The following is a 22,383-nucleotide window of genomic DNA, read 5'->3' on the forward strand; positions in this document are numbered from 1 at the left end:
GTGCCGCCGACGGCCGCCGGTACCGGGTTTCCGGTGCGGCACAAGGAGGTGGGCGACCTCGCCGAATCACTCAGTTTCCCGGGGGCAGGTGGTTGATGTGCACGAGCGGTCGCCGCACGGCGGACGGGGCCGGTCGGTTCCGGCGGTGTTCGCCGCGCGCACGGCGGACGCCCCGGACAAGCCCGCGGTGGTGGCCGGCGGCGTTGTGCTGACCTACCGGGAGCTCGACGAACGGTCGTCGCGCGTCGCCGCCGCGCTCGCGGGCCTCGGCGTCGGGCCGGAGACACCGGTGGGCGTGGTGCTGCCGAGGTCCGCCGACCTGGCGGTCGTGCTCCTCGGCGTGCTGAAGGCGGGCGGCACGTACCTGCCCGTCGACCTCGGGCACCCCGCCGTGCGCATCCGGCAGATGTTCGACGACGTGCGTCCCGCCGTCGTGGTGGCGGGCGGGAAGGACGACGAGCTCGCCGCCCTTCCCGGTTCGTGCCGGCGGATCACGTTGGCAGAGCTGGAGAACACGGCGAGCGGCGCCGCACCGTCCGCCCCGCGTCCCGATCAGCTCGCGTACGTCATCTACACCTCGGGGTCGACCGGGTCGCCGAAGGGAATCGGCATCAGCCATCGCGACGTCGTGTCGCTCGCGCAGGACCGGAGGTGGTGCGGCGCAACGCAGTCGCGCGTGCTGCTGCACTCACCGCTGGTGTTCGACGCGTCGGTGTACGAGCTGTGGGTTCCGCTGCTGACCGGCAACACCGTGGTCGTCTCGCCGGTGAGCGAGCTGGAGCCCGCGACGCTCGCGGACCTCGTCGCGCGGCACGGGGTCACATCCGTCTTCCTCACCACCGCGCACTTCAACCTCCTCGCCGAGGAGGACCCGCGCTGCCTGTCCGGTGTGACCGAGGTGTGGACCGGCGGTGAACGCGTCTCGCCCGCGTCGTTCCAGCGTGCACTCCTCGCCTGTCCCGCAACGGTTTTCTCGCACGTCTACGGTCCCACCGAGACCACCGTCTTCGCCACCGCCCGGCTGGTCGACCCGGCCGTGCCGGTCGAGGGCAACATCCCCATCGGCCTGCCGTTCGACGGGCTTCGCGCGCACGTGCTCGACGACGCGCTCACCCCGGTCGGAGTGGGCGTGCCCGGTGAGCTCTACCTCAGCGGCGCCCAGGTCGGCCGCGGCTACCCGGGACGTCCCGCGCTGACCGCCGAGCGGTTCGTCGCCTGTCCCGCTGAGCCCGGCGAGCGCATGTACCGCACCGGCGACGTCGTCGAGCTGACCGCGCAGCGGGAGCTGCTGTTCCGCGGCCGCGGCGACGACCAGGTGAAGATCCGGGGTTTCCGCGTGGAACCGGGTGAGGTGGAGGCGGCGCTCGTCGCCCTGCCCGGCGTGGAGCGGGCGGTCGTGGTGGTGCGCGAGACACCCGGCGGCAAACGGCTCGTCGGCTACGTCGTGCCCGCTTCCGGCCAGGCGGTGCACGACCTCTCCTCGACCGTCCGGGAACTTCTCGGCCGGAGGCTGCCGGAGTTCATGGTCCCCTCGGCCGTGGTGGTCGTGGACGGGTTCCCGATGATGCCGTCCGGCAAGGTCGACAGGACGCTGTTGCCGGAACCCCTGTGGGACACCGGTGCTGGACGCGCACCACGGTCCGGGGCGGAGTCCCTGCTCGCCGGCGTGATCGGCGAGGTGCTCGGCGTCGGGACGTTCGGCGCGGACGCGGACTTCTTCGCCGCGGGCGGCGACTCGATCCAAGCCATCCAGGTCGCCTCCCGCGCGCGGGACCTGGGTGTGGTGATCAACGCACGGGACGTCTTCCGTGCGCGGACCGTCGCGGCCATGGCGGAGGTCGCCACGACGGACGCCCTGCCGGCGGTCGTGACCGGTGACGAGGAGACCGCACGGGTTCCGCTGTCCCCGGTGACGCGGTGGCTGAGCGAGCGCGGGCCGGGGTTCACCACCTTCATGCAGGCCGCCGTTCTGGAGCTGCCGGAGGGCATCGACCACAGTGGACTGACCGGTGTGTTCGCCGCCGTGCTGGCCCGGCATCCGATGCTGCGCGCACGGCTGCTGCCCGGTGGTGAGGCGTGGGAGGTGACCGGCGCGGGTGCGCCGGCGCTGCGCCGCGTGCCGTTCGCGGACGGTTTCGGCTCTCCGCGGTGGCGCACTCTGCTCGTGTCCGAACTGGACGGACTCGCGGACGCGATCGACCCGGCGGCGGGTGTCGTGCTCAGCGCGGTGTGGTTCGACCCCCCGTCCGGCCGGGGCAGGCTGCTGCTCGGAGTGCACCACGGCGTCGTCGACGGGGTCTCGTGGCGGATCCTCACCCGCGACCTCGCGACCGCCTGGCGTGAGCTGAGGGCGGGCCGCCCGCCCGTGCTGCCGCCGGAGCCTGCGCGGTTCGGCACCTGGGTGCGCGCGCTGACCGCCGGGGTGAGGTCCGTCGACGAACCGGAACGGCCGGGTGCGCGGCGGTGGCTGGACGAGCTGGATCGCTGGCGGTCGCTGATCAGCACCCCGGATCCCGTGTTCGGTGCACGCGTTCTCGACACCGCCGTGGACGTCCGGTCGACCGTGCACCGGGTGCGCGTGGTGGTGCCACCGGAGTTGGCCCGCGCAGTGCTGACGGCCCTGCCCGCGGCGTACCGCTGCGGCGCCGCGGACGTGCTGCTGGGCGCGCTCGTGCTCGCGGTGCTGCGCAGGCGGGCCGCGCTCGGGCAACGCGTGGACGAGCCGGTGCGGGTCAGGATGGAAGGCCACGGCAGGGAGGAGGACGTGCTCGGTGAGCCGTTCGACCTCTCCGGCACGGTGGGGTGGTTCACCAGCCTGTTCCCCGTCCGGTTCGACGTCGCGGGAATCGACCCCGCCGGCGCCTGCGCCGGGACGCCGGACGCGGGCGCGTTGATCAGGCTGGTGCGCCAGGCGCTGGCGGAGACCCCGAACCGCGGTGTCGGCTTCGGGGCGCTGCGGTACCTCAGCGACCGCGGCCGCGCCGAGCTCGGCGGACTGCACCTCGGCCAGGTCGGCTTCAACCACCTCGGCCGGGTGGCCTGCGGGGACCTGCCGGGACTGGAGGGCATGGGTTTCGGGTTGTCCCGCGACATCGCCGACGTGCCGGAACTCGCGGAGTTCGATGCGGGGCACGACGCGGCGATGCCCGCCCTCTGCGAGGTCGACGTCAACTCGGTGGTGGTGGACCTCCCGTCCGGTCCGGTGCTCAGCGCTGTGTTCACCGCGCCGTCCGGAGTGCTGGGACACGAGGAGCTCACCACGTTCAGCGAGCACTGGCTCGCGGCGCTGTCCGGGCTCGCCGCCCACGTGCCGCACCCGGCGGCGGCCGGGCTGATGCCGTCCGACGTGCCCCTGGTGCCCGTGCGGCAACACGAGATCGAGACGTGGGAACGGCGCTACGGCGTCGGCGCGACCGGCCGCGGTGTCGTCGACGTCTGGCCGGTGACGGCGCTGCAGGAAGGCCTGCTGTTCCAGTCGGCCGTCGCCGGTGGTCCCGGCACCGACCCCTACGTGGTGCAGTACGCGGTCCGGCTCGAGGGCGACGTCGACGCCGGGCGGCTGCGGGACGCCGTGGCCCGCACCGTGTCCGCGCACCCCGCGCTGTGGTCGGCGTTCGTGCCCACCGAGACCGGGGAGATGGCCGCCGTGGTCGTGGCGGGCACCGCCGTTCCGTGGCGGGAGGTCGTCGCGGAGACACCGGAGCACGAGGCACCCCGTGACTGGGACGCCGCCGCGTTGCGGATGGTGGGCGAGGTACCGGTGACCGGTGCGCCGTGGTCTGGGGACGACGTGGCCGACGACGTGCTGTCCGAGCTGCTGGCGCGGGACCGGGCACTCGGGTTCGACGTCGCCGAACCACCGTTGCTGCGAGCGATGCTGGTCCGCACGGGCGAGCGCGCGTCACTGGTGCTGACCGCCCACCACGCCCTGTTCGACGGGTGGTCGCTCGCCTTGCTGCTCGAGGACGTGCTGCGGGCGTACGCGGGTGGCGTCACGCGCAGAGCACCTGCCTTCCGCGACTTCCTGGCCTGGTATCGCGGGCAGGATCGGGCCGCGGCGCTGCGCCGCTGGCGTGAGGAACTGGCCGGGTTCGCCGAGCCCGCGCTCCTCGCACCCGTGCTGTCCCGCCTGTCCGGCGACCGCGGTGCCCGGACGGGTGGCGGTGTCGTCGGTGCGGAGCTCGGCGCGGACGCGACCCGGCTGCTCACCGGCCGTGCGGCGGAGTGGGGAGTCACGGTCAACACGCTCGTGCAGGTCGCGTGGGCGTCCGTGCTGGCCACCATGACGGGGCAGCGCGACGTGGTGTTCGCCGCCGCCGTCTCCGGGCGGCCGTCCGAACTGCCCGGAGTGGACGGAGTGGTGGGATGCCTGCTGGGCAGCGTGCCCGTCCGGGTCCGCCGCTCACCCGGTGCGTCCACCCGCGACGTCGCGCGTGAGCTGCAGGACCGCCAGGCCGCGCTGCTGGACTTCCAGCACGTGCCGCTCGCGGACCTGCAGGCAGGGCGCGCAGGACCCCTGTTCGACACCTACCTCGCGTTCGAGTCCTTCCCCGTGGACCGTGCCGCCATCGCGGCGTTCGGTGCCGCCGCCGGGATGGAGTTCGCCGCCTTCCGGCCGCTGGTCGGCACCCACTACCCGGTGACGGTGCTGGCGTTCCTCGACGAGGACAGCGGACTGCGGTTCGTGGTGCGGTACCGGCGGGACGTCGTGAACCACGCGGTCGCCGCCGGTCTCGCCGCCCGCCTGTGCCAGGTGGTCGAGGGGTTCGCCAGCGGGGTCGAGCCCGACCGGTTGCTGCCGTCCGAGCGCGCGTCGCTCGCGCGGTTCACCCGGCCGCCCCGCGCGCTCGGCGACAGCACGCTCCCGCGCCTGGTCGCCGCACAGACCGCCAGGACGCCGGACGCGACCGCGCTGGTCGTGGGTGAACGCCGGCTCTCCTACCGCGAGGTCGGCGAACGCGCCGCGCGGATCGCGGCGGCGTTGCGCGCGGGAGGAACCGGACCGGGCAGCCTCGTCGCCGTCGCCCTGCCGCGCTCGGCCGACCTCGTGCCCGCACTGCTCGGCGTGCTCAAGGCCGGTGCCGCCTACCTGCCCGTGGACCCCCGCTTCCCCAGCGCGCGCTCGGAGTTCGTCCTGCGCGACGCGGCCCCGCACGCCCTGCTCACCACTCCCGAGGTGCTGCGGGCCCTGTCCTCGGACGGGGTGCCCGCCGTGTTCGTCGCGGACGCGCTCACGGCCGCCCCGCTCGCGGCCGACGTGCCCGTCCACCCCGACGAGCTCGCGTACGTGCTCTACACGTCCGGCTCGACCGGAGTGCCCAAGGGCGTGGCGATCACGCACCGCAACGTGTGCGCCTGCGTGCCGGGACTGATCGCCGGCGCCGGGATCGGCGCGGGCGTGCGCGTCCTCGCCGGCGCGTCGGTCAGCTTCGACGTGTCGGTGTTCGAGCTGCTCGTCACGCTGTGCGCGGGTGGCGTCGTCGAGGTCGTCGAGGACGTGCTCGCACTGGCGGACGGCTTCGGCGGAGACGGCGCCCCGGTGGTGCTCAGCGGGGTGCCGTCCGTGCTGGGCGCCGTGCTCTCCGGCCGGCGGCGCGACCCCGGGGTGGCCGGCGTCGTGTTCGCCGGTGAAGGCCTGCCCAGGGCGCTCGTCGAGCGGGTGCGCCGCGCCTTCCCCGGCGCGCGCGTCGTGAACGCCTACGGGCAGAGCGAGACGTTCTACGCGTCGATGGGCGCGGTGGATCCGGGCGGTTCCGGGTTCGCCCCCGTCGGCGCCCCCCTCGACGCCGTCCGCGTGCTGGTGCTCGACCCGTGGCTGGCCGAGGTGCCGCCGGGTGTCGTCGGTGAGGTGCACGTCGGCGGTCTGTCGGTGGGCCGCGGGTACCGGGGACGTCCCGGGCTGACCGCGGACCGGTTCGTCGCCGATCCCACCGGGGGCGGTGGGCGGGTGTTCCGCACCGGAGACCTCGGGCGTGTCGTCGACGGCGTGCTGGAGTGCGTCGGCAGGGCGGACGACCAGGTGAAGGTGCGCGGCGTCCGGGTCGAGCCCGGCGAGGTCGAGTCCGTGCTCTGTTCGCACCCGCTGGTGGGCGCGGCGGCCGTGCGGGTGTGGGACGGGCGGCTCGTGGCCTACGTGACGTCCGGTGTCGCGGCGGCCGAGCTGCGCGCGTTCGCCGGCGGTCGGCTGCCGGAGTACATGGTGCCGTCGGTGTTCGTCGCGGTGGACGAGCTGCCGCTGACGCCCACCGGCAAGATCGACCGCGGTGCGCTCCCCGAGCCGGTCGTCGCGCCGTCCAGCGCCTACCGCGCACCGCGCACGCACGACGAACGCGTGCTGTGCGCCCTGTTCGCCGAGGTGCTGGAGGTTGACCGGGTGGGGCTGGACGACGACTTCTTCCTGCTGGGCGGGCATTCGCTGCTCGCGACGCGGCTGGTGGGCCGGATCAGGGCCGAGCTCGGTAGCGACGTCGCCGTGAGCAAGGTCTTCGACCACCCCGCGGTCGCGGCGCTGGCCGCGCAACTGGTGCCGGCGAAGGTGGTGCGCCCGAGGCTGCGGCGCCAGGTCCCCTCAGGTGGTGGTGTGGCGTGATTCCCCTGTCGTACGCGCAGCGCAGGCTGTGGTTCCTCGACCAGGTCGAGGGTCCGTCCGCGCGGTACAACCTGCCGTTCGTGGTGGAGGCCCGCGGTCCGCTCGACGTCACCGCGCTGCGGGCCGCCGTGCACGACGTCGTGGTACGGCACCAGAGCCTGCGGACGCTGCTCGTCGCCGACGAGCACGGTGTCCCTTGGCAGCACGTGGTTCCCGTGGACGACCTCGTGCTCGACATCCCCCTGGTCGACCTGACAGGTCAGGACGCCGGGCGCACGGAGGACTCGGTCGTCGCGGAGTGGTCCGCTCGCCACTTCGCCCTCGCCGACGAGATCCCGATCCGCGCCGGAGTCCTGCGCCGGGACGAGTCGGCGTGGGTGCTGGTGCTGGTCGTGCACCACTGCGCGGCGGACGGCGAGTCGATGGGGCCGCTGGCCGCGGACCTGTCCGCGGCCTACCGGGCCAGGTCGGCTGGCGCAGCCCCGGTGTGGGGCGACCTCGCGGTGCAGTACGGGGACTTCGCCATGTGGCAGCAGGAGCTCCTGGAGGAGGTCGCCGCGCGGCAACTGGACTTCTGGCGGGACGTGGTCGCCGGTGCCCCCGGTGTGGTGTCGGTGCCGGGTGACCGCGTGCGGGGCGCGGTGGTGTCCGGCAGGGGAGCGCGGGTCGAGTTCGAGCTGGACGCCGTGCTGACCGGTGCGCTCGGCGACCTCGCCCGCGCGCACGGCATGTCGCGGGCCATGGTGGCGCAGGCGGTGCTCGTGGTGCTGCTGTCCCGGCTCGGGGGCGGGAAGGACGTGGTGCTGGGGTCCACCGTCGCGGGGCGGGTGGAACCGGAGCTGGCGGACCTGGTCGGTTTCTTCGTCAACACGTGGGTGCTGCGCGTCGACCTGGGCGACGACCCTTCGCTCGCCGAGGTGCTGCGCCGGGTCCGCGCGCACGCGCTGGCCGCCTACGACCACCAGGACCTGCCGTTCGAGCAGCTGGTGGAGACGCTGAACCCGGAACGCTCGGTGGCCGCGCACCCGCTGTTCCAGGTGATGCTCACCTGGCAGACGGCCGAGTCGGTGCCGCTGGACATGGCCGGTGCGCCTGCCGTGCTGCGCGTGGTGCCCACCGACACGGCCAAGTTCGACCTCGAGTTCAACTTCGCCCCGCACGGTGACGGGCTGCGCTGCACTCTCGAGTACTCGACCGACCTGTACGACCGGGCGACCGTCGCCGGTCTCGCCGACCGCTTCGTACGGGTCGCCGAGCAGTTCGCCGCCGGCCTGACCACCCGTGCCGGCGCGGTGAGCGTGCTGCTGCCGCGCGAACGGGCCGAGCTCGACCGCTTCAACGACACCGCCCGCCCGCACGACCCCGCCGCGCCTGTGACCGTGCCAGAGGTCTTCGGCCGCCAGGTGCGGCTGACCCCGGACGCCGTCGCGGTCGCGGACGCGGGGCTCACCCTGACCTACCGGGAGCTGGACGAGCTGAGCGCCCGCGTCGCGGCGGGGCTGCGCGCGGCGGGGGTGGGGCCGGAGTCGCTCGTCGCCGTGGCGATGCCGCGCTCGGCCGATCTGGTGGCGGCGCTGCTCGGCGTCCTGCGCTGCGGTGCCGGCTACCTGCCCGTCGACCCGCGGTTTCCCAGCGAGCGGCTGCGGTTCGCCGTCGCGGACGCCGGTGTCGTGCTGGCACTGACCGAACCGGGAGCGCTCGCCGAGCTCCCGGACCTCGGTGTGCCGCACGTCCTGTTCGACGACGTGAGGACCACCCCGGCCGGCGCGGAGCCGGCCGTCCATCCCGACAGCACCGCCTACGTCCTGCACACCTCCGGTTCGACCGGGGTGCCGAAAGGCGTGGTGATCGCCCACCGCAACATCGTGACCTGCCTGCCCGACCTGGCGGCGGTGTCCGGCATCGAGACGGGCACCAGGGTGTTCGCCGGCGCGTCGATCGGGTTCGACGTGTCGGTGTTCGAGCTGCTCGCGACGCTCTCGGCCGGCGGCCGCGTCGAGCTGGTGCGCGACGTCCTGGAGCTCGGGGAGCGGGACGACTGGCTCTCCGGCGGGCCGGTGGTGCTCAGCGGTGTGCCGTCGGTGCTGAACCTGCTGCTGTCCGGCGTCGACGCTCCGGACGCCCCGGTGACCGGGGTGGTCTTCGCCGGTGAGGGCCTGACGTGGGCCGTGGCCGACGCCGTCCGCCGTGTCTTCCCCGCCGCGCGGGTGGTGAACGCCTACGGGCAGAGCGAGACCTACTACGCGTCCCTCGGCGTGGTGGAGCGCACCGGAGGTGTCGGGCTGGCCCCCGTCGGCGCGCCGATCGGCGGTGTGCGGATCCACGTGCTGGACGAGGCGCTCGCACCGGTGCCACCGGGTGTGACCGGTGAGATCTACGTCGGCGGGGCGTCCGTCGGCCGCGGGTACCGCGATCGGCCCGGGCTCACCGCCGGCCGGTTCGTCGCCGATCCCGCCGGGAGCGGCGGGAGGATGTTCCGCACCGGCGACCTGGGACGGGTCGCCGACGGCGCGCTGGTGTTCGCCGGCCGGGCGGACGACCAGGTGAAGGTGCGCGGCATCCGGATCGAGCCGGCCGAGGTGGAGTCCGTGACCGGCGGGCACCCCGGTGTCGCCGCGGTCGCGGCACGGGTCTGGGACGGACGGCTCGTCGCGTACGTCGTGCCGGTCGAGGTGGGCGGTATCGGCACCGTCGCCGACCTGGTGGACGTGGACGTCGACCTCACGGCTGGCCTGTCGGCGGGCGAGCTGCGGGCGTTCGTCGCCGCACGCCTGCCCGAGTACATGGTGCCGTCGGTCTTCGTGGTGGTGGACGAGCTGCCGCTGACGCCGAGCGGCAAGGTCGACCGCGCCGCGTTGCCGGAGCCCCAAGCACCGGTGGGGGCCTATCGCGCCCCTGACGGCCACACCGAGCAGGTGCTCGCGGCCGTCTACGCCGAGGTGCTCGGGGTGGACGTGGTCGGCGTGGACGACGACTTCTTCGCCGTGGGCGGCGACAGCATCCGCTCCATCCAGGTCGTGTCCCGCGCCCGTGCCCGCGGTGTCGGGATCAGCCCGCGCGAGGTGTTCCGGCAGCGCACGGTCGCCGCGCTGGCCGAGCTGGTGGAAGGTCGCGCGGGAGACACGCCGGTGCTGGCCGAGTTGCCCGGCGGGGGCACCGGGTGGGCACCGCTGCTGCCGGTGGCTCGCTACCTGCTGGAACTGGGCGGTGGCCGGAACCGCTTCGCGATGTCCGTGGTCGTCGACCTGCCGGAGGGCGTCGACGAGGCGGGGCTGGTGGCGACGCTCGACGCCGTCACCGACCGGCACGACGTGCTGCGCTCCAGGCTGGTTGTCTCCGGGGCCGAGCCGGGCCTCGAGGTCGCGCCGCAGGGCTCGGTCAACGTCCGCGCGCTCGTGCACCGGGTGCCGTGGGGCGGGCGCTGGGACGCACGACTCGCCGCCGCCCTGCTCGACGAGGCCTCGGACGGGCTCGACCCCGAGTCGGGGATCGTCGCCCGCTACGTCTGGTTCGACGCGGGCCCGGCTGCCGGCCGGTTGCTGATCGTGTTGCACCACCTCGTCGTGGACGGCGTGTCCTGGCGCGTCCTGCTGCCCGACCTCGCCGCGGCGTGGGCGCGTGTCCGCACCGGCGCCCAGCCGGGGCTCGCGGTGTCCGGCACGTCCGCACGGCGCTGGGCACACGCGCTCGCCGAGGAGGCGGTGCGGCCGGGGCGCGTCGCGGAGCTGGCTTTCTGGCAGTCCGTTGTGGACGGACCGGATCCGTTGCTGGGCAGTCGTCCGCTCGACCCGGTGCTCGACGTGGCCGGCACCGTCGAGCACCACTGGGTGACCGTCGCGGCACCGGTCACCGAGGCACTGCTGACCGAGCTGCCCGCGCGGTTCCACGGCGGTGTCAACGACGGTCTGGTCGCCGCACTCGCGCTCGCCGTCGTGCGCTGGCGCCGTGACCGCGGTGCCGGCGTGCCGTCGGTGCTGCTCAAGATGGAGGGGCACGGCCGCGAGGACGCCGTCGTGCCGGGAGCCGACCTCTCCCAGACGGTCGGCTGGTTCACCGCGATGTACCCGGTGCGGCTGGACCTCACCGGGATCGGGGTGGACGACGCGCTGGCCGGAGGAGCGCAGGCCGGTGCCGCGGTGAAGGCGGTGAAGGAACAGCTGCGCGCGGTTCCCGACCGGGGCATCGGGTTCGGCCTCCTGCGCTACCTGAACCCGGAGACCGCGCGGGTGCTCGAAGGTGCGGGAATCGGTCAGATCGCCTTCAACTACCTGGGGCGCCACGCCGCCGCCGACATGCCGGAGAACCTGCGCGGCCTCGGCTGGACCCAGGCGGGGGACACCATCGAACTCGTCCCCGTGCCCGACCCCGACATGCCCGCGATGGCCGTGCTCGAGATCAACGCGATGGCGATCGAGACCGCCGAGGGACTCTCCCTGCGTGCCCGCGTGAGCCACCCGCGCGGCGTGCTCGACGCGGCGGCGGCCACCGAGCTGATCGACCTGTGGTGCTCAGCGCTACGCGGTCTCAGCGAGCACCTGGCTGATCCGGCCGCGGGCGGCCGCACCCCCTCGGACCTGCCGCTGGTGTCCTTGCGGCAGCAGGAGATCGAGGAGTGGGAGTCGCGCTACCCCGGACTCGCGGACGTCTGGCCGCTCACCGGGCTGCAGTCCGGCCTGCTCTACCACGCCCTGCTCGCCGGGACCGGCGCCGACGCCTACCACGTGCAGTTCGTCTTCCACCTGTCCGGGCAGGTGGACCCGGAACGGATGCGCAGGGCGGGCCAGGCGCTGCTGGACCGGCACGCGCCGCTGAGGGGCGCGTTCGTCGCGAGCTCGGCCGGTGACCCCGTCCAGGTGCTGCCCGCGCGGGCCGGCCTGCCGTGGCGGCACCTCGACCTCACCGGTCAGCCCGCGAGCGTGCTGGACGAGCACCTCGAGCGGGACCGGCGCACCCCGTTCGACGTCACCCGCCCCCCGCTGTTGCGCCTGACGCTCGCCACGCTCGGAGCCGGCCGCGCGGAGCTCGTGCTCACCGCGCACCACGTGCTGTTCGACGGCTGGTCCGTGCCGTTGCTGATGAGCGACCTGCTGCGGCTCTACGCCTCCGGCGGTGACGCCGCGGCGCTGCCCAGGGTGCGCGAGTACCGCGAGTTCCTCGGCTGGCTCGCGGGCCAGGACCAGGACGCCGCCGTCCGGGCGTGGACGCGGGAACTGGCGGGCGTCAACGAGCCGACGCTGCTCGCGCGGGGCGTCGCGGGCAGTGCCGAGGCGGGCGACGTCGGACAGGTGGACGTCGCGCTGCCGGGAGACCTCGCCCGCACGCTGGCCGGCTGCGCGACCCGCCTCGGCATCACCCTCAACACGCTCGTCCAGGCCGCGTGGGGCGTGCTGCTGGGCAAGCTCACCGGTCGTGACGACGTCGTGTTCGGCGCGACCGTGTCGGGCAGGCCCGCCGACGTGCCCGGTGTCGACACGATGGTCGGGCTGTTCATCAACACCGTGCCCGTGCGGGTCGCGGGCGGGCCAGGAGAGCGGTTCGCCGACGTCGCAGCCGATCTGCAGCGCAGGCAGGCCGAGCTGCTCGACCACCACCACTGCGGTCTCGCCGGGATCCAGCGCGCCGTGGGACTGCCCGAGCTGTTCGACACGGTGGTCGTGTTCGAGTCGTTCCCGGTCGACCGGGCGGAACTGGCGGAGGCCAACACGGCCTCCGGTATCACGATCACCGGGCTGAGCCCGGTCAGCGGGTCGCACTACCCGTTCGCCCTCGTCGCCGACGCGGACCCGGTGCTGCGGCTGGCGCTGCAGTTCCGGCACGACGTCGTCGGTGCGGCGGAGGCGGAGGCGACCGCGGCCCGGTTCGGGCGGCTGCTGAGCCAGGTCGCCGCCGAGCCGGAACTGGCCGTCGGAGACGTCGACCTGCTGACGCCGGGCGAGCGCGACCTGGTCGTCCGCACGTGGAACGACACAGACCACCCGGTTCTCGCGACGACGCTGCCCGCGCTGTTCTCCGCCCAGGTGGCGAGCACCCCCGAGGCGCCCGCGCTGACCTTCGAGGACCGCACCCTGACCTACGCGGAGCTGGACGCCGAGGTCGACGCACTCGCCCACACGCTGGCCGGGCTCGGCGTCCGGCCGGAAACCGTCGTCGGTGTGCTGCTGCCCCGGTCGGCCGAGCTGCTCGTGGCGTTGCTCGCCGTGCACCGCGCGGGTGCGGCCTACCTGCCGATCGACGCCGGCCACCCCGCCGCGCGCATCGAGCACGTCCTGCGCGAGGCGCGGCCGCTGGTGACCCTCACCGGTCGGGAGGAACCGCCGGTGGAGGTGCCGGGGCGGCTCGTCGTCGGCGGCCCGCTGCCGCGGCGGCGGGCAGAACCGGTGCCACCGGCTCCCGGCAACGCGGCGTACCTGCTCTACACCTCCGGTTCCACCGGTAGTCCGAAAGGTGTGCTGGTCGAGCACGCGGCGATCGTCAACCGGCTGCTGTGGATGCGCGACGAGTACGGCGTCGGCCCCGGCGACCGGGTGCTGCAGAAGACGCCGGCCGGGTTCGACGTGTCGGTGTGGGAGCTGTTCCTGCCGCTGCTCTGCGGTGCGGAGCTCGTGGTGGCACGCCCCGGCGGGCACCGCGACCCCGCGTACCTGGCCGAGACCGTCCGGCGCGCGGGCGTGACCCTCGTCCACTTCGTCCCGACGATGCTGCGAGCGTTCCTCGCCGAACCCGCGGCCGCCCTGTGCACCTCGCTGCGCGGGGTGATCTGCAGTGGTGAACCACTGCCGGACACCCTGCGCGATGAGTGCAGGAAGGTGCTCACGGCAACGCTGCACAACCTCTACGGACCGACCGAGGCGGCCGTCGACGTCACCGCCGGCGCCGTCGCGCAGGAGGGGACCGTCACCATCGGCACCCCGGTGTGGAACACCAGGGTGTACGTGCTCGACCAGCGGCTGCGGCCGGTGCCGCCGGGCACCGCGGGCGAGCTGTACCTGGCGGGCGTCCAGCTCGCCAGGGGCTACCTGGGCAGGCCCGGGCTCACCGCGGACCGGTTCGTGGCCGACCCCTTCCGCGGGCGGGGCAGCAGGTTGTACCGCACCGGCGACGTCGTGCGCTGGGACGACCGGGGCGAGCTCGTCCACCTCGGCCGCGCGGACGGCCAGATCAAGGTGCGCGGTCAGCGGGTCGAGCTCGGCGAGATCGAGTCCGTGCTCGCCGGGCACCCCGGTGTCGCCCAGGCCGTCGTCCTGCCGCACGAGACCGCGGCGGGGGAGCGGACGCTCGCCGCTTACCTCGTCCCGTCCGCCGCGACTGCGGGCCCGGTGGCCGCGCTGACCCGGCTGCGCGCGGACGGCCTCGAACCCGACGCGGAACTGCACGAACTGCCCGGCGGCATGGCGGTCTGGGCGCACAACCGGTCCGGTGTGGACTTCCTGCACCGGGAGATCTTCGACCGCGCCGAGTACGCGAACGCGGTCGCGACGCTGCCGGAGGACGCGTGCGTGCTCGACGTCGGCGCCCACGTCGGCATGTTCTCGTTGCTGCTGGGCGACCAGCGGCCCGGCTGCCGCGTCGTCGCCGTGGAACCGGTGCCCGAGCTGGCCGCGATGCTGCGGGCCAACCTCGTGCTCAACGGTGTCACCGCGACCGTGCTGGACTGCGGCCTCGGCAGCACCCCCGGCGCGGCGGTGTTCACCTACTACCCGGACATGTCGATGATGTCGGGCCGCTACGCCGACGAGGACGCCGACCGCGAGGTGCTCGCCAGGGTCGTGCGCAACCAGACCGGCGGCGAGGAGACCGGGCTCGACGAGCTGCTGACCGACCGGTTGCGGTCCGTCCGGGTCGAGGTGCCGGTGCGCACCCTCTCGCAGGTGATCCGCGAGCACGGGCTGACGTCGGTCGACCTGCTCAAGCTCGACGTGGAGAAGGCCGAGCTGGACGTGCTGCACGGCGTGGAACCTGAACACTGGCCGATCATCGGACAGGTCGTCGCCGAGGTGCACGACCTGGACGGCAGACTGGCCACGGTCGTAAAGCTGTTGTGCGACAACGGGTTCGACGTCGCCGTGGAGGAGACCGACGCGCTCGAGGGCACCGGCATGCACTCCGTGCACGCGACGCGCCCCGGTCCGGTTCCGACCCGGGTGCCGATCGCGGCACGGGTGCGGCCGCGCTGGGGCAGCGAGCGGGCTCTCGCCGCCGACGTGCGCACGCACGCCGCGCGGCTGCTGCCCGAGCACATGGTTCCCGCCGGTCTGGTGTTCCTCTCCGAGATCCCGGCCACCGCCAACGGCAAGCTCGACCGCGCCGCCCTGCCGCAGCCCCGGTTCGGCGGCGGTGAGGCCGGGTTCCGCGCTCCCCGCACCCCGCGTGAGGCGCTGCTGTGCGGGTTGTTCGCCGAGCTGCTCGGGGCGGAACGGGTCGGTGCCGATGACGACTTCTTCGCGCTGGGCGGCCATTCGGTGCTCGTCACGAAGCTGGTCAACCGGCTGCGCGCCGAGCTGGGCGCCGACGTGCCGATCCGCACCGTGTTCGACGCGCCGACCGCCGCGCTGCTGGCCGAGCGCATCACGGAGGGAGCCAGGAGCCGGCCGCCGCTGGAACGGGCCGCGGTGCGCCCGGAGCGCGTGCCGCTCTCGGCCGCGCAGCGCAGGGTGTGGTTCATCGACCGGTTCCACGGGCCTTCCGCTGCGTACAACCTGCCGTTCGCGCTGCGTCTCACCGGACCGCTCGACGCGGCCGCGCTGCGCGAGGCGCTGTCGGACGTGGTGGGCAGGCACGAAAGCCTGCGCACCCTCGTGCACACGGACGACGACGGGGTACCGCACCAGGTCGTGCTGCCGCCGTCCGTCGCTGTCGCCGAGCTGACCGTGGTGGACGCGGGCGACGAGCGGGCCGTGCTGGCCGAGGCGGCCGCGCACGTGTTCGACCTGGCCGCGGACCTGCCGGTGCGCGCGACGCTCGTCCGCCGCGGCGAACGCGAGCACGTGCTGCTGCTCCTGCTGCACCACATCGCGGGCGACGGAGAGTCGATGCCGCCGCTGGTGCGCGACCTGGCCACGGCCTACGGGGCGCGGCTGCGCGGGATGGCGCCCTGCTGGGCCGAGCCTCCTGTCCAGTACGCCGACCACACGCTCTGGCAGCAGGAGCTCCTCGGCTCCGAGGAGGACCCGGCGAGCCTCGCCGCGGCCCAGATCGGCCACTGGCGGCAGGAGCTGGCCGACCCGCCGCCGCCGTTGTCGCTGCCGGGGCGCGCGCGATCCGCCGTGCCGAGCGGCCGGGGCGACACCGTCGAATTCGGCCTGGACGCCACACTGATGACGGATGTGCGCGCGTTCGCGGCGCGGCACGGAGCCACGGCACCCATGGTGGTGCAGGCGGCGCTTGCCGTGCTGCTGCGCCGGTTCTGCGGCGACGACGTGCTCATCGGCTCGCCGATCGCCAACCGCTCCGACGCCGCGCTCGCCGACTCCGTCGGGTTCTTCCTCAACACCTGGGTGCTGCGGGTGCGGTTCGCGGGCGACCCGGCGTTCACCGACGTGGTCGCGCAGGTGCGGGCGAGGTCGCTGGACGCCTACGACAACCAGGACGTGCCGTTCGACCGGCTCGTCGAGCTGCTCAACCCGGACCGGGCGCCGGGCAGGCACCCGTTCTTCCAGGTGATGTTCGCCTGGCAGGCGGTGTCGGCGGACGCCTTCAGCCTGCCGGGCCTGCGGGTGGGGCTGGAGGCGGTGCACACGCGCACCGCGAAGTTCGACCTGTGCTTCAACCTGACCGACCTGGGCTCGGAGGTGCTCTGCCACCTCGAGTACGCCACCGACGTCGTGGATCGCGACCTGGTCGAGGACATCGCGTCCTCGCTGCGCACGGTGCTCACGACGCTGGTCACCGATCCGGGCACCCCGATCGGTGAGCTGGTGCGGGCGCCAGGGCGGGTCGCGGCGGTGAACGGTGAGCTCGTCGCGCTCGATGCCGTCGAGGCCGTGCTGGCCGGGCTCCCCGGTGTCGCCGACGCGGCGGTCGCGGCGGGAGGCGACGGTGGCTTCGTCGGTTACGTCGTACCCCGGCACACCGGCGACGGGCTGGAGCTCGTGGACCGGCTGTCGACCGCGCGGCTGCGCCAGGCAGCCGCCGAGCAGCTGCCCGCGCACGCGGTCCCGTCGTCGTTCGTCGTCGTGGGTTCCCTTCCTCGCCTCGCGGACGGGACCGCCGATCCGGCCGCGTTGCCGAAGCCGGTCACCGGGCGGGCCCCGTACCGCGCGCCGGAAGGGGACGTGGAGGTGGTGCTGGCCGAGGTGGTCGCCGAGGTGCTCGGCCTGGACCGGGTCGGCGTGGACGACGACTACTTCCTCATCGGCGGCGACAGCATCCGTTCCATCCAGGTGGTGTCGCGGGCCAGGGCACGCGGCATCGTGGTGACGCCGCGCCAGGTGTTCGAACGGCGCACGGTCGCCGGGCTCGCTCTCGCGGCTGCCGAGGCCCGCGGGGGACCCGCGCTCGCCGAGCTGCCCGGCGGCGGGACGGGCCTGGTGCCGTTGCCGTCGATGGCCCGGTTCGTCGTCGAACGCGGTGGCGGTCTGGACCGCTTCGCGATGGTGTCGGTGCTCCGCGTGCCGCCCGGCCTGGACGAGACCGTGCTGACGGCGGCGCTGGCCGCGCTGGTGAACCGGCACGACGCGTTGCGCGCCCGGCTCACCGGTGAGGGCTTGCTGATCGGCCCGGCAGGGTCGGTCGACGCCTCGGCGTTGCTGACCACGGTGCCCGGTGACGACCTGCAGGCGGCGGCCGACACCGCGGTCGCGGGCCTGCGCCCGGCCGAGGGCGCCGTGCTGCGCTGCGTCAGCGTGCCGTCGGCGAACCGGCTCGTCGTCGCGGTCCACCACCTCGTGGTGGACGCGGTGTCCTGGCAGGTGCTGCTGCCCGACCTCGCGGCCGCCTGCGCACGGGTGCTCGAGGGCCGGGCCCCCGCGCTGCCGGCCGTCGGCACGTCGTTGCGGCGCTGGATGCACGGCCTGCTCGAGTCGGCACAGGACAGGGTCGCGGAGATGGACCACTGGCGGTCCGTGCTCGCCGGCGGCGACGTGCTGCTCGGCACGCGTGACCTCGACCCCGCACTGGACGTGCGTTCCACCGTGCGCGGGTTCACCGTCGAGGTACCCGCCGAGACGACCCGGACGTTGCTGGCCGCCGTGCCCGCCGCGCTGCACTGCGGCGTGGAGGACGCGCTCCTCGCGGGACTGGCCGTCGCCGTGGCGGCCGTGCGCGCGGAACCCGCCGGCTCGGTGCTGGTGCGGGTGGAGGGGCACGGCCGCGAGGAAGACCTCGTGCCCGGTGCCGACCTCAGCCGCACGGTCGGCTGGTTCACCAGCACGTTCCCCGTCCGCGTCGACGTCTCCGCAACGGCGCTGCCCGACGTGGCAGCCGGCGGGGCGGCCGCGGGCGAGGTCGTCGCGCGGGTCCGCAGGGCGTTCACCGAGCTGCCCGGCCGCGGTGCCGGGTTCGGTGTGCTGCGCTGGCTGAACGAGGAGACCGGGGCCGAACTGGCCGGCGCGCCGCTCGGCCAAGTCGGGTTCAACTACCTCGGCAGGCACGCCGAGTCGGGCTTCCCGGAGGAGCAGCGCGCGGCAGGGTTCGCCCAGGACCTCGACGCGGCGGCATCGGTCGAGGTCGGCTTCGACGCCGACATGCCCGCACTGGCGGTGCTCGACGTCAACGCGTTCGTCACCGACGCCGCCGATGGTTCCCGTCTGACGGCCCGGTTCGACTTCGCCTCGGCGGTGGTGCCGGCTGAGCTGGCCCAGCGGGTCGCGGAAGCCTGGCTGACGGCGCTGTCCGGCATCGCCCGCCACGCCGCGGACCAGGCACACGGCCTGTCCGCCGCGAACCTGTCCCTGGTCAGGCTGAGCGGGCGCGAGGTCGACGCGATCAGCGCTCGTCATCCCGGCGCCACCGACGTGTGGCCGGTGACACCGCTGCAGTCCGGCCTGCTGTTCGAGTCGATGGTCACGAGCGGTGTGGACGTCTACCAGATGCAACTGGTGGCGCACGTGGAAGGCGAGATCGACCCGCCCCGGCTCCACGCCGCCGCCCAGGCACTGCTGGACCGGCACGACAACCTGAGGGTCGCGTTCGCCAGAGCGGTCTCCGGCGAACAGCTGCAGGTCGTGTGCGGCGCTGTCCGGCTGCCGTGGCACGAGTTCGATCTGCGCGGTCTGCCCGACGCGGACGACCGGCTCGCGGCGTTCCTGGCGGAGGACGCACGGGACAGGCTCGACCCCGCCGTCCCGCCGCTGCTGCGCGTCACCCTCGTACGGCTGGCCGACGACGCCGCCCGGCTCGTCCTCACCGTGCACCACGCCTTGCTGGACGGCTGGTCGGTGCCGGTGCTGGTGCGCGACCTCCTCGCACTGCACCGGGGCGACGCACTCGCACCCGCACCCCCGTACCGCGACTACCTCGCCTGGCTGGCCGCCCGCGACCGCCAAGCCGGAGTGGCGGCGTGGGCGGAGGCGCTGGACGGTGTCGATGAGCCGACGTTGCTGGCCGCCGGGAGGCGGACCGGTGCGGTGGCGCGGGCTGAGGCGCTCGAAGAGCCGACGCCCCTCACCGACGCCGCCGCAGGACGGGACCCGGCCGGCGCCCGCGAGCTGGAGGTGCCGCTGTCCGCGGACGTGGCCGCCGCCCTCGCCGCAAGGGCCGCGCAGCTGGGCGTCACCCTCAACACCGTCGTGCAGACCGCCTGGGGCCTGGTCCTGTCGGCGCTGACCGGTCGTGACGACGTCGTGTTCGGCACCACCGTCTCCGGCAGGGACGCGGCCGTGCCCGGGGTGGACGAGATGGTCGGGTTGTTCATCAACACCGTTCCCGTCCGGGTCCGGCACACTCCGTGGGACACGCTTGCCGGCGTGCTCGCCGCGGTCCAGCGGCAGCAGGCCGCCCTGCTCGACCACCACCACACGGGGCTGCCCGACGTGCAGCGGGCGCTCGGGCTTCCCGCGTTGTTCGACACCACCACCGTCTTCGAGTCGTTCCCCGTCGGCGGCGCACCGGAGCGGGCGCCGGATGAGGTCGTGATCACCACGATCACCGCCGACAACGGCACGCACTACGGGATGGGCGTGTCGGCGAGCGCGGATCCGTTGCTGCGCCTGGTGTTGCGTTACCAGCGCGACCTGTTCGGAGACGGCTACGCGGAGGCGGTGCTGGCGCGGCTCGGCACCGTGCTGCGGCTGGTCGCCACCGCGCCGGACACCCCGGTCGGCGCGATCGGCCTGGTCGACCCGGTGGACCACGCCGCCGTGCTGGCCAGGACCGACGGCTCGAAGCGGGCGCCCGTCGAGGAGACGGTGCCGGTGCTGTTCGGCAAGCAGGCCGCCGCGACCCCCGAGGCCGAGGCGGTGGTGTTCGGCGACCGGGTGCTCACCTACCGGGAACTGGACGAGCGGTCCGCGGCGCTGGCCCGCGACCTGGTGCGGCGCGGTGTTCGACCGGAGTCCGTGGTCGCGGCCGGGCTGCGCCGCTCGCCCGAACTCGTCGTCGCGCTGCTCGCGGTGATGCGCGCCGGGGCCGCCTACCTCCCGATCGACCACGCGCTGCCACCCGACCGGATCCGGTACATGACCGAGGACGCGGATGCCGTGCTCGTGCTCGTCGACAAGGCGACGGCGGCGGGCCTCGCGTTCCTGCCTGCTCCCGCGCTGCGGGTGGACGCCGCCGGGCGGGACGGCGGCGCCGAGGTGGTCGAACCCGCCGTGCACGTGGACAACACCGCCTACGTGATCTACACGTCGGGTTCCACCGGCAGGCCCAAGGGTGTCGCGGTGCCGCACCGGGGCATCGCCGCACTGGCGGCGGGGCACGTCGAACGGATGCGCGTCACCGGCGACAGCCGCATGCTCCAGTTCGCCTCCGCCAGTTTCGACGTCTCGTTGTGCGAGCTGTTCACCGCGCTGCTGAGCGGTGCCGCGATCGTGCTGGCCGACCGCGAGGCGCTCACCGCGGGTGAACGGCTCGCGCGCACCATCGACGCGCACCGCGTCACGCACGCGATGATCCCGCCCGCCGTGCTCGCCACGCTGCCGGCCGACGCACTGTCCACTGTGGAGTCACTGGTGGTCGGCGGCGAGGTGACGCCACCGGAGCTGGTGGCGAGGTGGGCGCCGGGGCGGCGGGTCACCAACGTCTACGGGCCGACCGAGACCACCGCCTGCGCCACCATGAGCCTGCCGCTTACCCCCGGCGCGGGCGACCTGCCGATCGGCCTCGCCGTTCCCGGTACCCGCCTGCACGTGCTCGACCACGCGCTGCGTCCGGTGCCCGCAGGGGTGGCGGGCGAGCTGTACGTGGCGGGCAGCGGTGTGGCCCGCGGCTACGTCGGCCGGCCGGGGTTGACCTCGGAGCGTTTCCTCCCCAGCCCCTTCGGAATGCCCGGCGAGCGCATGTACCGCACCGGTGACGTGGTCTCGCTCGGCGAGGACGGCCAGCTGGTGTTCCTCGGCCGCCTCGACCAGCAGGTGAAGCTGCGCGGCTTCCGGGTGGAGCTCGCCGAGATCGAGGCCGTGCTGCTGGCGCACGAGGACGTGCGGAGGGCGGCGGTGGTCGTCGACACCTCGGCGGGTGACCGGCGCCTGGTCGCGTACGTCGTCCCGTCCGGGACCCCGGCGCCGGGGCTGGCCGCCGGGCTGCGCGAGCACCTGCGCGGCAGGCTGCCCGACTACATGGTCGTGTCCGCCGTGGTGTTGCTCAAGGCGATCCCGCTGACGACGAGCTCGAAGGTGGACCGGCGCAGGCTGCCCGCGCCGGACTACACGGCGCAGAGCGCGGGACGGCCACCGCGCACCGTGCGGGAGGAGATCCTCGCGGGGTTGTTCGCCGAGGTCCTCGGCGTCGACCGGGTCGGCGTCGACGACGACTTCTTCGCGCTCGGCGGGCACTCGCTGCTCGCCACCCGGCTGGTCGACCGGATCTCCGCGGTGCTGGGCGTGGACGTGCCGATCAAGGACGTGTTCGCCGCGACGACAGCGGCGGACCTCGCGGCGGTGCTCGAACCGGGAGCCGCGCTCGCGGCCGGGACGCCTCTCGACCCCTTCGGGCCGGTGCTGGTCATCAAGCACACAGGCGACCGCGAACCGCTGTGGTGGGTCCACCCCGGCGGCGGCATCTGCTGGCCCTACCTGGGGCTCGCCGGCAGTCTGCCCGCCGACCGGCCCGCGTACGGCATCCAGGCCAAGGGATTCGACGGCATGACGCCGCTGCCCGCGTCCATCGAGGAGATGGTCGCCGACTACGCCGACGAGGTGCTCGCGGTCCAGCCCCAGGGCCCGTTCCACCTCGCGGGCCTGTCGGTGGGCGGCACGCTCGCCCACGCCCTGGCGTGCGAGCTGCGGCGGCGCGGGCACGAGGTCGGCCTGCTCGCCGTGCTGGACAGCGCCCCCGCGCGCTATCTCACGGGCGAGTCCGCGCCCACCCCGCACGAGGTTCGCGAGTGGTTCGCCGAGCATCTCACCACCGCCGGCGCGAACACCGGCACCGAGTCCTTCGTGGACAACGCCGTCACGGTGATCGGCAACCACGTCCGGCTGATGCCGGCCTTCACGTCCCCTGTCTACGACGGCGACATCGTGTTCTTCAACGCGGTGCCGAACACCCACGGTTCCTACGGCCCGCTGTGGGAGCCCTACACCACCGGAGAGATCCGCGAGCGCGACATCGCCAGTGCGCACGGCGAGATGTACCGGCCTCGGCCGGCAGCCGAGATCTGCCAGGTCCTGTGCGAGGAGCTTGGCCCGTGAGGAGGG

Annotated in this window: 2 protein-coding genes; both read left to right on the forward strand. The window is 74.2% G+C overall.

The annotated features are described in order from the left end of the window. Nucleotides 1-97: 97 nt before the first annotated feature. The gene (locus DFR72_RS24470; protein WP_170176379.1) at nt 98-6,589 is read left to right on the forward strand and encodes a non-ribosomal peptide synthetase; all 6,492 of its coding nucleotides are present in this window, start codon (nt 98-100) and stop codon (nt 6,587-6,589) included. Further along, nucleotides 6,586-22,377 (forward strand): non-ribosomal peptide synthetase, encoded by a 15,792-nt coding sequence (locus DFR72_RS24475; RefSeq protein WP_090066818.1) that lies wholly within the window; start codon nt 6,586-6,588, stop codon nt 22,375-22,377. The genes DFR72_RS24470 and DFR72_RS24475 overlap by 4 nt, the downstream gene beginning before the upstream one ends. The last annotated feature ends 6 nt before the right edge of the window (nt 22,378-22,383 follow it).

Source organism: Lentzea flaviverrucosa, assembly GCF_003350445.1.
GTDB classification, from domain to species: Bacteria; Actinomycetota; Actinomycetes; order Mycobacteriales; family Pseudonocardiaceae; genus Lentzea; species Lentzea californiensis.